The organism is Embleya sp. NPDC025285, assembly GCF_055558835.1.
Genome location: NZ_JBVHLU010000042.1, coordinates 24,076 through 36,728, shown reverse-complemented (window position 1 = coordinate 36,728; position 12,653 = coordinate 24,076). Strand labels below are relative to the sequence as shown.

Below are 12,653 nucleotides of genomic sequence, written 5' to 3'. Positions count from 1 at the left end.
CGCGGGAAAACGCCGAGAACCCGAGACCCAAGACCCAAGACCCGAGAACCCGTACCCAGAGCACCCAGCCCCACCCGAAAAGTGAGAACGATGTCCCGACTTCCTGGTCCTCCCGCCTATCTCGCCGGCCTGCGCCTGGAAGGGCGCCGGGTCGTCGTGGTCGGCGCCGGTACGGTCGCCCAGCGCCGCCTGCCCGCACTGCTCGACGCCGGCGCGGACGTACTCGTGGTCGCCCCCGAGGCGACGCCGGCCGTCGAGGGCATGGCGACCGGCGGCGAGCTGCGGTGGGCGCGGCGCGCCTACGCGCCCGGTGACCTGGACGGCGCGTGGTACGCGCTGGCCGCAACCGACCTGGCCGAGGTCAACGAGGCGGTGGCCGCCGACGCCGAGGCGCTGCGGGTGTTCTGCGTGCGCTGCGACGACGCGTCGCACGCCAGCGCGTGGACACCGGCGAGCGGCCGGCACGACGGACTCACCGTGGCGGTGCTCGCGGGCGGCGACCCCCGGCGCGCGGCGGGCGTGCGGGATCGCATCGTCGAGGGCCTGCACGACGGCTCGTTGGCCGCACGGGGGGAGCGCCCGGTCGGTGTGCTTCCGGGCGTGGCCCTGGTCGGTGGCGGCCCCGGCGATCCGGACCTGATCACCGTGCGTGGTCGGCGACTGCTCGCCGAGGCCGACGTGGTGATCGCCGACCGGCTGGGCCCACGCGCGCTGCTGGGCGAGTTGCCGCCGCACGTCGAGGTGATCGACGCGGCGAAGATCCCGTACGGGCGGGCAATGGCCCAGGAGGCGATCAACGACGCGATGATCGAGCACGCCAAGGCGGGGCGGTTCGTGGTCCGGCTCAAGGGCGGCGACAACTACGTCTTCGGCCGGGGCTTCGAGGAGGCGCTCGCGTGCGCCGAGGCGGGGGTGCCGTGCCAGGTGGTGCCGGGCATCACCAGCGCGATCTCGGTGCCGGCGATAGCCGGCATCCCGGTCACGCACCGGGGCGTCGCGCACGAGTTCGCCGTGGTCTCGGGGCACGTCGCGCCGGAGGACCCGCGCTCGCTGGTGGACTGGACGGCGCTCGCGCGGCTGCGCGGGACGCTCGTACTGCTGATGGCGGTGGAGCGGCTCGGGCCGATCACCGCGACGCTGGTGGCGCACGGGCGGGCGGCGGACACGCCGGTGGCGGTGATCCAGGAGGGCACGATGGCCACCCAGAGGGTGTTGCGCACGACGCTGGCTTCGGCTGCGGCCGACGTGGTGGCGGAGGGCATTCGGCCTCCGGCCATCGTGGTGGTCGGTGACGTGGTCGCGATCACGGGCTGAACGGTTGCCTGGCGGCTACGGAGGTGAGGGGGCCTGTGGTCCGTTGGTCCTCAAACGCCGGACGGGCGGATCGGTGCCCTCAAGGTGCGGTGGTTGCGGGTCGCGGGTGCCTGCGGTGGGTGTCCTCAAACGCCGGACGGGCTGGATTGGGGCCTTCAAGGTGCGGTGGTTGCGGGTCGCGGGTGCCTGCGGTGGGTGTCCTCAAACGCCGGACGGGCTGGATTGGGGCCCTCAAGGTGCGCGGTGGTTGCGGTTGGCGGGCGCCTGCGGTGAGCGTTCTCAGGCGCCGGACGGGCTGAGTGGGTGCGGGGGACGGGCTGGGGGAGGTGGGCCTGTGGCTCGTTTGTCCTCAAACGCCGGACGGGCTGGTCTGCGGCCCTCAAGGTGCGGTGGTTGCGGTTGGCGGGCGCCTGCGGTGAGCGTTCTCAGGCGCCGGATGGGCTGAGTGGGTGCGGGGGACGGGCTGGGGGAGGTGGGCCTGTGGCTCGTTTGTCCTCAAACGCCGGACGGGCTGGATTGGGGCCTTCAAGGTGCGGTGGTTGCGGTTGGCGGGCGCCTGTGGCGAGCGTCCTCAGGCGCTGGACGGGCTGAGTTTGGTGGGGTCGGGCGGGTGGTCGCGGGTCGCGGGTGCCTGCGGTGGGTGTCCTCTAACGCCGGGTGGGCTGGATTGGTGCGCTCGGGGTGCGGTGGCTGCGGCTGCCGGCAGGCAGCTGCGGTGGGCGTCCTCAGGCGCCGGACGGGCTGAGCGGGTGCGGGGGACGGGCTGAGGGAGGGGCCTGTCGGACGGGTTGTCGGTGGACGGATGGGCGAGGTCGGTGCCGGCGAGGCGGGTCGCGGGCCGGCGAGGCGGGTTGGTTGCCGGACGGTGCGTCGCGTGCCGGGCCATGGGGCGGTGGGTGGGCTGTCGGGGGGTGTCGGGTGGGCTGGGAGACTGAGGGGGTGTCCGTGATTTTGCTTGACGACTGTGCCGACCCGCGGCTTGTGGATTACACCGATCTGACCGATGTGGAGCTGCGCCGTCGTCGTGAACCGGCCGAGGGGCTGTTCATGGCGGAGGGCGAGAAGGTGATTCGTCGGGCGCTCGCGGCGGGTTACCCGATGCGGTCGATGCTGCTGTCGGAGCGTTGGATCGAGACGATGGCGGATGTGATCGAGGCCGCCGATGTGCCGGTGTATGTGGGCAGTCCGGATGTGGTCGAGCAGGTGACGGGCTATCAGGTACATCGCGGCGCGCTCGCCTCGATGGGCCGCAAGCCGTTGCCGGCGGCGGCCGATGTGGTGGCCGGGGCGCGGCGGGTCGCGGTTCTGGAGGGCGTCAACGACCACACCAACGTGGGCGCGATCTTCCGGGGCGCGGCGGCGCTGGGCATGGACGCCGTGTTGTTGTCGCCGGACTGCGCGGACCCGCTGTACCGGCGTTCGGTGAAGGTCTCGATGGGGGCGGTGTTCTCGGTGCCCTACGCCCGACTCGAGCCGTGGCCCGGGGGGCTGGACGTGTTGCGCGGAGCCGGTCTGACGCTGCTCGCGCTGACTCCCGCCGAGGGGTCGGTCGCGCTCAACGCACTGCCCGCGGCGGATCTGGACCGGTGCGCGCTGATGCTCGGTGCCGAGGGGCCCGGGCTGACCGCCAAGGCGCTGGCCGCGTCCGATCGGCTGGTGCGGATCCCGATGTCGCACGGGGTCGACTCGCTCAACGTGGGCGCCGCGGCGGCGGTCGCCTTCTACGCGGTGACGTTCGGCTGAACCGGCCGACCCGGCCGGACCCGGGTGAGCCGGTTCACTCGTCGGTGGGGTCGGCCTCCCGGCGTTCGCCCGGGGTCGGGCCCGAGCGCTGGATCTCGTTGATCGAGCGGGTCTGGTAGAGCGCCGGCCGGTGGACCACACGGCGCCCGCGCATCCGCTCCTTGCGGATCTCGGTGCCCCGGACCCAGATGTGTCGGCGGACCAGGTCGCCCTCGTGGTAGCCCGGGCCGGCGTGCCGGTCCGGCGGCACCGGCAGCGACCCGATCTCGCGGCGCGCGGTGCGGGCCGCGCTGACCCGGCGCCGGAAGTCGTGGAAGATCTGGAACTCGTAGTGGTGCAGGTACTCGTAGGCCATCGGCGCCTTCGCGGACACCTCGAGGCTTGCGATCAGCACGGCCTCGCGCAGCAGCGCGTCGGTGTTCCCGGGCAGGACCAACAGTCCGTCACGCACCGTATGGTGCCGTTTGCGCTTGAGTCGGCGCTCCCGCTCCCAATCCCAGGGCGGCTCCGGATGCTCCTGCTGCCACGCCTCCCGGTCGGCGAGTGCCGCGGTCAGGCCGTGGGTTTGCCAGCGCACGGTGCCGTGCGGGGTGGCCGGCGCGGGCAACAGTCTGCGCAGGTCGCGTGCGGCCCGGCCACCGAAGGGTGTGCGCTCGGTCGCGAACAGCACGATGGGCAACGACGGTTCGGCCTCGAACGGGGTCGGGGTCAGGAACCGTCGATCGATCACCACGAGAGTGTTCTCGTGCCGCCCGTAGGCCAGGCCCCACAACAGCCGGGCGAACAGCCGGGCCCCGGCCTGGTCGGACAGCACGTGCCAGGAGTCGTGGAAGTGGTTGACGGCGAATCGGGCCGTGGTGGACGGTCGCAACGTGATCAGCGTGTACGGTCGTCCGTCCAGGTAGGCGGCGGTCCGATGCAGTTTCATCCGATCATCCGCGTCCGTTTTTGCACCCGAACGCCCGTCATTGTGTGTTTGGTTGGTAGTGATCTGTTTCCTCTTTCTTATGTCTATTGAGATGTTTCTTCCGATCGTTCGGAATTGGGCGCAAGGCCCTTCCCTAATTTCTCCCAGGACATGCCGATCGTGTCATGCCAATTTCGATCGAATGTGATCTTGGACTAGCGTGTGCGCGGAAGTGCAGTACGGTCGAGCGTCGCCCTAATTGGCGCAGTGGCCTGTTGGGGTCGCACGGGCGGCCGAAAAAGTGGTTGTGCAGGGGAATGTCCTGTCACCCACACGCGGGATATTCGGTGGATTCGACCCGCACCAGGCGAAATTCCGCCAGTATGGGGCGCCGCGCAATCGGATCAGGAACGGGAAGCGAGGCAAAGCTCGTTGGAGATCATGGGTGTACCCCTGGCCTGGGCCCTCGTCGGCTTGGCGGAACTGGTCGCCCTTATGGCGCTTGTGGCGTATCTGGTCGTCCGACGCCGCAAGGCCGACGCGACGGATACCGGGGAAGGATCCGACAACTGGGAGCGTGAGCAGGACCGTCGGCGGCGCAAGGAGCTGATGTACGGGGTCGCCTCGTACACCCTGCTGTTCGTCTGCGCCGGTGTCGCGGCCGCGCTGTCGTTCCACGGCCTGGTCGGCTTCGGCCGGGAGAACCTCGGGTTGGCCAACGGCTGGGAATACCTGGTGCCGTTCGGGCTCGACGGGGCGGCGATGTTCTGCTCCGTGCTCGCGGTGCGCGAGGCCAGCCACGGCGACGCGGCGCTCGGTTCGCGGATACTCGTCTGGACGTTCGCGGGTGCCTCGGCCTGGTTCAACTGGGTGCACGCGCCGCGTGGCGACATGCACGCCGGTGCCCCGCAGTTCTTCGCCGGCATGTCGCTCTCCGCGGCCGTCCTGTTCGACCGTGCGCTCAAGCAGACCCGTCGGGCCGCGTTGCGCGAACAGGGCCTGGTCCCGCGTCCGTTGCCGCAGATCCGGATCGTGCGGTGGCTCCGTGCCCCGCACGAGACGTTCAACGCGTGGTCGCTCATGCTGCTCGAAGGCGTGCGCACCCTCGACGAGGCCGTCGAGGAGGTCCGCGAGGACAAGCGTGCCAAGCAGGACGATCGCGAGCGTCGTCGGATCGACGGCAAGCGCGAGCGCGCGCAGCTCAAGGCGCTCAGTCGCGGCGAGGGTGGCGGCCACTTCGGCCGTCGCGGTGCCGCGCGTCAGGAAATGGCTGCTCTGCCGGGAGGTGGCGGCTCCGAAGCACTCTCGGAGCCTGCTATAGCCGGAAACGACGTTTCCGGCCACGGCGGCTCAGCCGACTCGAACAACCCTTCCGGCCGTCCGGCTCTTGCCCCCTCCGCGCGCGCGAGCGAGCTCCCGGCGGCGACTGCCGGCACCGGTGGCGAGCGCCGCGACGTCATCGACCTCACTGCCGAGGACGACACGATGACGCTGCCCCGGCTCGACTCGCTGGAGCGCAAACTGAAGGACCTGGAGCGCCAGTTCGGCTGAGGCCGGGCAGCACGATCCGCTCACCCGACGAGATGTGATCCGATCCACGACGAGGGGCACCCGGCTTCGGCCGGGTGCCCCTCGTCGTGTCGTGTCGGTCGGTGGTGGGTGTCCGGTGGTCGTCGTCCGGGCTCGGGCGAATCGGCACGGCCGTCTCGCGCCTGCTTGTCTCGCGCCCCGCGCCGGTTCGGTCCGGTTCGGCGATCAGGATGCCGGGCGGCACGGGGACGGACGGGGGACGGGGCTCGCCCATTCGGTCGGGCGGCCCCTCATGCCCCGGCGGGGACCAATACGCCGTCGGGGCCGACGACGTAGCGGGTGGTCACGTCCGGGACGTCCACATAGGAGCGGATGCGCACGATCGCGTCGTCGGTGACCGTCCATCGGGTGGCCACCGCCTGCGGATCGGCGGCCGCCGCCAGCGCCGCCACCGCGACCGGCGTCCCATTGGCGAACCGGAAGAGCTCGACCAGGTGGGTTGCCGCGCCGCCGGTGCCGGGGGAGCGGGTGAGCACCACGATCACCGCCGGTGCGCCGTCCAGGCTTGCCGGGACCACGTCGGCGAGGGTGATCCGGTCGCTGCCGACCACCGCCGTGCCGTCGGCGAGGGTGACGCCGGCGCCGCCCGCGGACGGGTCCGAGTAGGTGCGGTCGGACCAGTCGGCGATCGGGATGGTGCCGTGCGCCGGGCCGATCCGGAACGGTCCCGGCGCCGGCGGGGCTTGCGCGGGCTCGGCGGCGGTCGTGGTCTTCACGCCGTCGTCGCCGCCGTCGCCGTCGTTCTGGAACGCCGCGATGGCGAACGCGGCGATGGCGGTCACCACGATGAATACGATCAACTGCTGGATCAGCAACCGCCGTCGGTCCTCCGGCCGGCGCCGACGCGGAGTGCCGGTGCCGGCACGCGAACGCGGCCCGTGGTCGACCCGGCCGGCACGCTTGGCGTCGGCACGGTCGGTGCGCTCGGCGCGGTCGGTACGCTCCGGGCGGTCCGGCACCGCGCCGCGCGCCGGGTCACCACGCTCGGTCCGTTCGCCGCGGGTGACGTCGTGCCGACCGGCATCGCCCCGCCCCGCCTCGTGCCGAACCGGGTCCGTCCGCCCGCCGTCGGTCGAACGCCCGTCCTGCCCACGACCCTCGTGTGCACGTCCTTCGTGCCCGCGCCCTTCGTGGCCCCGCGCGTCGGGTCGCCCGCCATCGGGTCGGGTCGAATCGTGCCGACCCGACTCCGGTCGGGTCGCCGAACGGCCCTCGACCGGCATCCGCCCGGAATCCGCCCGAGCCGAGTCGGCCCGGCCCGCCGCGGACCGGTCGGCACGCGTGTCCTCGTCCCGGCGCGCGCTCTCCCGACGGGCCGCCTCGCGCCTGGCCCGATCCCGATCCCGCTCGCGCGGCGCGGCCGGGGCCGTCGGGCCGCCGTCGGTCCGCGCCGCACCGCCCGGACCCTTGGTCGCGACCGAGGCCGCCGCGGTCGACGCCGTCGCCTCCAGGCCGCGGGCCGGCGTACCGCGTTCGGCCTCGCGCTGACGGGCGATCGCGGCCAGCCGCTCGCGGACCTGCTCGGCGGAGGGCCGCATCCGCGGATCCTTGGACAGGCAGGCCGAGATCAACGGCACCACCTGCTCCGGCACGCCCTCCAGGTCCGGTTCCTCGTGGACGACCCGGTACAGCAGCGCGTCCACCGGTCCCGACCCGAACGGCGGGGCGCCGCGGCCCGCGTAGGCGAGCGTGACGCCGAGCGCGAATATGTCGGTGGCCGGGGTCACGGTCTGTCCGCGCACCTGCTCCGGGGCCAGAAATCCCGGTGAGCCGACCGCCGTTCCGGTCACCGTCAGGGTGCCGGCGCCGTCCGCGTAGGCGATTCCGAAGTCGATGATCTGCGGGCCGTCCGGCGACAACAGGATGTTGGACGGCTTCACGTCGCGGTGTACGACGCCGACCGCGTGCACGGAGACCAGGCCGTCGGCCACCGCCGATCCGACCCGGGCCAGGTCCAGGCAGCCCAGCGGGCCGCGCTCGCCGACTCGGCGCTGGAGCGAGGGCCCGGGGACGTACACGGTGGCCAACCAGGGGCGGTCGGCGCCCGCGTCGGCGTCCACCAGCGCGGCCGTCCGGTTGCCGCGCACCATCGCCGCGGCGGCCACCTCACGCGCGAAGCGGGAGCGGAACTCCGGGTTTCCGGCCAGCTCCTGGCGGATCAGCTTGAGCGCGACCCGGGTGCCGTGCCGGTCCACGCCGAGATAGACCACACCCATGCCGCCGGCCCCGAGACGACGCAGCAGCCGATAGGACCCGACGATGCGCGGATCCTGCCGTCGCAGCCGCACCATCGTCATGTGTGACCGATCCCCTCGCGTGGTGCCGTCGTCCGGGTGTCGTGTGCCCGAATCCCCTGTGCGACACACGTTAGAGGAACCCCGGCGCCCGGCGCGGTAAGGCGCCCCGGAGTCGGGCCGGGACCACCCCCATCGGGGAGACGGTCGATGTCGGACCCGTGGGAGAAGATGGAGGTAATCGGTCGAAGGGGGCACGTATGAAGGGCGATCGGGTCGAGATAGTGGTCGACGCGGGCGACAGCACCAAGACCTACGAGATGACCGCGACGCGTGCGGGGCGCCGGGTGGACGTCGCGGTCCGCCGGGGAGTCGTCGAGGTGAGCGAACTGACCCGCACCGGCACGGTGGTGCGGACCGCGCGATTCATGGCCAGTCGGGTGCTCGCGTTGGTCGAACAACCGCTGGACCGCCCCGGCGCGGACTGACCGCGCCCCCGGGCGGCCGCCGTGCCGCGGGCCGCCCGGGCGGGTTCGCGGATTCGATCGTTCCCGCACCGGTAGCCTGTCCGGTCGAAGATCCACGACCGGTGCCGGAACGGAACGGGGTGCGCCGAGGTGACGAGCCGTCAGGGCAGCGTGGGACCCATCGCGCGCCGACTCGCGGACGCGTTCACCTGGCGCGAGACCCCCTGGGGCACGTTCGCCGACGCCTCCGGCTGGTGGCACGATCCCGAGGTGCTGGCGATGTTGGGCCCCGGGCTGGGCGCGCTGCACGCGGAGGCGCGGCCGACGCTGATCGTCGGCATCGAGACGCGCGGCCTGGTCCTGGGTCCGATCACGGCCCTGCACCTGGGCGTCGGCTTCGTCGAGATCCGCAAGGATCGGCGGATCGTCGGCGACGGCCGACGACCCGGCGACGATCCCATGCTGCGTGCCGCCACCCCGCCCGAATACCAGGACGGTGGCCTCACATTGGTGGTCCCGAGCCGGCTGTTCCGACCGGGCGATCGGGTGCTCCTGGTCGACGAGTGGCTCGAGACCGGCGCGCAGGCCAGCGCCGTGCGGCGGATGGTCACCGAGGCCGGCGCCGAGTGGGTCGGCGCGGCGGTCGTGGTGGACGCGTGCGCGCCGCACGTGCGGGATCGACTCGACGTGCGCGGGCTGCTCACCGAGGACGACCTGCCGGCCTGACCCCGGATCCGGCCGCGCGCCCGACGACGCCCGACGCGGGCCCGATCAGGCCGCCGTCGTGGTTTTCTCCCGCTCGTGCTCGTGCTCGTGCGCGTGTTCCTGCTCCTGCTCGCGCAGCAGTGCGGCGCGTTCGGTCTCACCGAGACCCGCCCACACACCTCGGCGCTCCGGGACCGACATCGCGTGCTCGTGGCAGCGCCGCCGCACGGGGCAGGACAGGCAGACCTTCTTGGCGACCCGCTCGCGCGCCCGGCGCTCGCCGGGCCGCTCCTGGTCGTCACCGAAGAAGAGGCCGGCGTCCAGGCCCCTGCAAGCCGCGTCCTCCTGCCACCCGTAACGCGGTGGTGTCGGTATGGCGATCCGTGTGGTCCCCATCGCCCCGTTCTCCTCCTGCTCGACGGTGCCAACGGTCAACTCGGGCCCCCTTCCCGGCGGACCCTCATGCTCCTACCGACGCATCGGATGGGGGACCGGTTTCCTTCGGTCGCGAATTCGGCTCCCGTTCGGCAAGGGTTGAGGGCGATCCCTCACGTCCCCCGTTCGGAGCACCTCAACAACCAGGTCACAAGTCGGTCGTACAGCTGCCCGATGGCCGAAGTCGTTCGGCGGTCCGGGTAGCGTGACCGAAGACCTCCGGCGGGCCGCCGGGGGTTCATGGACGTTCGGGAGGAATCTGGTGGGCAGCAAGAAGCGGCGGTTCCCGTCGACCGTGCCCTTGGCGTTGTCCGTCGTCGTGGTGGCCGCGTTGACCTCGTGCAGTGGCGGCGGTGACGAGAAGAAGGACACGTCCGAGACCACGGCCAGGAACTTCCTGAGCGCGTGGCAGGCCGGCGATCTGGTGAAGGCGGCGTCCTTCACGGACAACCCCACCACGGCGCAGCAGGGGCTGGACACCACCGGCAAGCAGTTGGGCATCGTCAAGGCCGAGTACAAGCCCGGTACGTACACCAAGGGCAAGGACAACGCGCCCGCAACGCTCACCTACAACGCGACGCTGACCCTCAAGGGCGTGGCCGACCCGGTCAAGATCGACTCGACGGTCCCCGTGGTCACCGCGAGCGGCAAGTCCACCGTGCACTGGACGCAGACCATCGTGCACCCCCAACTCGCCGACACCGGGAAGATCAAGCGCGACCGGACGCTGCCCAAGCGCGGCGAGATCCTGGACCGCTCGGGCAAGGCGCTGGCCACCTCGACGCCGGTGGTGGCGTTGTCCCTGTGGCCCGCCAAGATCACCAACCCGGACTCGCTGTACGCCGCGCTCGCCGACCCGATGTTCGACCTGGACATTCCCAAGCTCAAGTCCCGGGTCGCGGCCGCGGATCCGAACCAGTCGCTCCCGCTGGTGACCCTGCGCAAGGAGAAATGGGACGGCGGCGGCCAGGTCAAGCTGGCCGGTCAGGCCGGGATCCAGGTCAAGGAGGGCACGCAGCAGACCAGCGACGTGGCCAAGCAGATCGTCGGCACGGTGGGCTCGGGCGACAACGCGGACCTGCTCAAGAACGCGGACCCGAGCGCGTCCTCGGCGGACTCGGTGGGCGCGTCCGGGCTCCAGTACCGCTACGAGAAGAAGCTGGCCGGCACCGCGGCCCTGAAGATCACCATCGTGGATGCCGCGGGCGCCGAGAAGGCGAGCCTGGTCGACGTCAAGGGCAAGCCGTCCGAACCGCTGAAGACCACCCTGGACCCGAACACCCAGAAGCGGGCCGAGGAGGCGCTCAAGGCGGTCACCGGCGGCAACAACGCCTCGATCGTGGTGATCGACGCCAAGACCGGCGGGATCATGGGTGCCGCGAACACCCCTGCGAACGGCGACAACCGCGCGTTCACCGGTCGGTACCCACCGGGCTCGACCTTCAAGACGGTCTCCTCCGGAGCGCTGTTGCGGGCGGGCCTGAAGCCGACCGACAAGGTGCCGTGTGAGAACACGCTCGTGGTCAACGGCCAGACCTTCAAGAACTACGACGGTCTCCAGCCGATGCCGAACGCGCTCTTCCAGGAGGACTTCGCGCAGTCCTGCAACACGGCCTTCATCGGCAACCGGTCCAAGATCGACAACGACACGCTGAACAAGCTGGCCGGCGAGCAGTTCGGGATAGGCGCCAAGTGGGACGTCGGCACGGCGACCTTCGACGGTTCGGTGCCCGCGGCCAACAGCGAGAACGACAAGGCCGCGTCGATGATCGGCCAGGGTCGGGTGCTGGCCAGCCCGCTGGTGATGGCCTCGGTCGCCGCGACGATCGCCTCCGGCAAGTTCAACCAGCCCGTGCTCGCGCCGGACGACGTGCCCGGACGGGTGCCCTCGCACGACCTGGACCCGGCCATCGCCGGTCAGCTCAAGGCGCTCATGCAGGGCGTGGTGGCCAACGGCTCGGGCAAGATGCTCCAGGGCATCCCGGGCACGGTGGGCGCCAAGACCGGTACCGCCGAGTTCGACGAGAAGGGCGAGACCCTCACGCACGGCTGGATGATCGCGTTCAAGGACGACGTCGCGATCGCGGTCCTGGTCGAGAAGGGCAAGTCCGGCGGCTCGGCGGCGGGACCGGTGGTGAAGGCCTTCTTCGGCTGACCCACCGGGGGAATCGGATACGGCGACGGGCCGTTGGCGATTCCCTCACACGAAGGAACCGCTCGACTCGAGGCCCCGGCGCGCGACGCGTGCCGGGGCCTTTCGACGCGTCGGGGTGCGCCTCGTGCGCTCCTTGTGCCACCGGAGACACCTGGACACCGTCCGAACGCGGTGCGAGCGTGAGTGGTGACCGGCAATGACAACGGCGATCGTTTTCGCTCTCCGAAGGGAGTCGACGTCATGTCGAACAATGTCACCCTGGTGGCCCGGGTTCCGGTGCTGCCGTCCGCCGACGCCGATCGTCCGATCGAACTGCGATTCGGCCCGCACACCGACGAACAGGGCCGCCCCACCGACGAGTGGACGGTCGAACGACTGACCCCGGACCAGGCCGCCAACCTGGTCGAGGACCTGGCCGCGGTGCTCGGCCTGAGCGTGGTCGGCCCGGCCGAACTCCGGGTGGTGTCCTGACCGACCGCACCACCCCACCGTCCCACTCGCGTGGCGCGCGCATGCGCCGTACGGGTGGGACGCGTGCGTGCGGGCGCGCTTTCCGGCCGGCGCGCCGCCGCCGCGCCGCACAATGGCCGCGTGAGCAGCAAGACCGCAGTCGTACCGAATCCGACCGCCGCCGGCGAGTCGCCCCCTCCTCTCGCGGAGCCCGGTCTTCGGGAGCCGCCGCCGGGCCCGATCGGCGAGCGACGCAAGGAGGCGGATCTGCACGCCGCGGGTCCGCGCGTGCGCATGGTCCTTCCGGACGGGCAGCACCTCGAGGTCACCCTGGTGAGCTGGCATCAGTACCGGGACGGCACCTGGCGCGCCCGCGTGCGCTGGCCCGTCTGGGGGGCGTACGGCTTCGCGGCCGACGTGCGGACCCGGGCCTGGGCGATGGAGTCGTTCGTCCCGGCGAGCGTGCTCGGCCCGCTCGACGGCGAGGACTACGGGACCGTCCGGCGCGACCGGCCGCGCGTCCAGGTGCCCAAACAGCACTGAGGCGCGCCGGCCGGGCCCGGCCACGGAGGGGTCGACCCGGGTCGGCCGGCCGGGGTGGGGCGGATCGCCCTGTGGGTGTCGCCCCCGCACGGCTGCCCGCGGATCGCCCC

11 protein-coding genes are annotated in these 12,653 nt (G+C 71.9%); 8 read left to right on the top strand and 3 right to left on the bottom strand.

The window, feature by feature from the left end:
• Window positions 1–90: 90 nt before the first annotated feature.
• A complete protein-coding gene (gene cobA / locus ACZ4FV_RS26635; RefSeq protein ID WP_395872152.1) occupies window positions 91–1,314 on the top strand; it encodes a uroporphyrinogen-III C-methyltransferase in 1,224 nt (407 codons plus the stop codon).
• Between the two features lie 939 nt (window positions 1,315–2,253).
• Window positions 2,254–3,057, top strand: a complete 804-nt coding sequence (locus ACZ4FV_RS26630; protein WP_395872154.1) for a TrmH family RNA methyltransferase — start codon at window positions 2,254–2,256, stop codon at window positions 3,055–3,057.
• Between the two features lie 34 nt (window positions 3,058–3,091).
• Here the strand turns inward: ACZ4FV_RS26630 and ACZ4FV_RS26625 are convergent, their stop codons facing one another.
• On the bottom strand, window positions 3,092–3,985 hold the full coding sequence (locus ACZ4FV_RS26625) for a hypothetical protein (protein ID WP_395872156.1): 894 nt from the start codon (window positions 3,983–3,985) through the stop codon (window positions 3,092–3,094).
• Window positions 3,986–4,396: 411 nt separating this feature from the next.
• Between ACZ4FV_RS26625 and ACZ4FV_RS26620 the strand changes: the two genes are divergently transcribed.
• A complete protein-coding gene (locus ACZ4FV_RS26620) occupies window positions 4,397–5,515 on the top strand; it encodes a DUF2637 domain-containing protein (RefSeq protein WP_395872158.1) in 1,119 nt (372 codons plus the stop codon).
• Window positions 5,516–5,784: 269 nt separating this feature from the next.
• On the opposite strand, the gene ACZ4FV_RS26615 is transcribed toward ACZ4FV_RS26620, so the two are convergent.
• On the bottom strand, window positions 5,785–7,851 hold the full coding sequence (locus ACZ4FV_RS26615; RefSeq protein ID WP_402229872.1) for a serine/threonine protein kinase: 2,067 nt from the start codon (window positions 7,849–7,851) through the stop codon (window positions 5,785–5,787).
• A gap of 197 nt (window positions 7,852–8,048) precedes the next feature.
• Between ACZ4FV_RS26615 and ACZ4FV_RS26610 the strand changes: the two genes are divergently transcribed.
• The gene (locus ACZ4FV_RS26610) at window positions 8,049–8,276 is read left to right on the top strand and encodes a hypothetical protein (protein WP_395872162.1); all 228 of its coding nucleotides are present in this window, start codon (window positions 8,049–8,051) and stop codon (window positions 8,274–8,276) included.
• Between the two features lie 129 nt (window positions 8,277–8,405).
• On the top strand, window positions 8,406–8,981 hold the full coding sequence (locus tag ACZ4FV_RS26605; RefSeq protein ID WP_395872164.1) for a phosphoribosyltransferase family protein: 576 nt from the start codon (window positions 8,406–8,408) through the stop codon (window positions 8,979–8,981).
• 45 nt (window positions 8,982–9,026) lie between these two features.
• Here ACZ4FV_RS26605 and ACZ4FV_RS26600 read toward each other — a convergent pair whose 3' ends face one another.
• Entirely contained in the window at window positions 9,027–9,395 is a 369-nt protein-coding gene (locus ACZ4FV_RS26600; RefSeq protein ID WP_402229876.1) for a WhiB family transcriptional regulator, read from the bottom strand.
• Between the two features lie 262 nt (window positions 9,396–9,657).
• Between ACZ4FV_RS26600 and ACZ4FV_RS26595 the strand changes: the two genes are divergently transcribed.
• The 3 genes from ACZ4FV_RS26595 to ACZ4FV_RS26585 all read left to right on the top strand — a co-directional run bounded on the left by ACZ4FV_RS26595 (window position 9,658) and on the right by ACZ4FV_RS26585 (window position 12,543).
• A complete protein-coding gene (locus tag ACZ4FV_RS26595; protein WP_402229878.1) occupies window positions 9,658–11,550 on the top strand; it encodes a penicillin-binding transpeptidase domain-containing protein in 1,893 nt (630 codons plus the stop codon).
• Between the two features lie 240 nt (window positions 11,551–11,790).
• Entirely contained in the window at window positions 11,791–12,021 is a 231-nt protein-coding gene (locus ACZ4FV_RS26590; RefSeq protein WP_395872170.1) for a hypothetical protein, read from the top strand.
• 120 nt (window positions 12,022–12,141) lie between these two features.
• Window positions 12,142–12,543, top strand: a complete 402-nt coding sequence (locus tag ACZ4FV_RS26585; RefSeq protein WP_395872172.1) for a hypothetical protein — start codon at window positions 12,142–12,144, stop codon at window positions 12,541–12,543.
• Window positions 12,544–12,653: the final 110 nt, after the last annotated feature.

Excerpts from the sequence above, each read along its gene's own strand:
- ACZ4FV_RS26615 (WP_402229872.1), bottom strand. The coding sequence starts at position 7,851 with ATGACGATGGTGCGGCTGCGACGGCAGGATCCGCGCATCGTCGGGTCC.
- ACZ4FV_RS26625 (WP_395872156.1), bottom strand. The coding sequence starts at position 3,985 with ATGAAACTGCATCGGACCGCCGCCTACCTGGACGGACGACCGTACACG.
- ACZ4FV_RS26610 (WP_395872162.1), top strand. The coding sequence starts at position 8,049 with ATGAAGGGCGATCGGGTCGAGATAGTGGTCGACGCGGGCGACAGCACC.
- cobA (WP_395872152.1), top strand. The coding sequence starts at position 91 with ATGTCCCGACTTCCTGGTCCTCCCGCCTATCTCGCCGGCCTGCGCCTG.
- ACZ4FV_RS26590 (WP_395872170.1), top strand. The coding sequence starts at position 11,791 with ATGTCGAACAATGTCACCCTGGTGGCCCGGGTTCCGGTGCTGCCGTCC.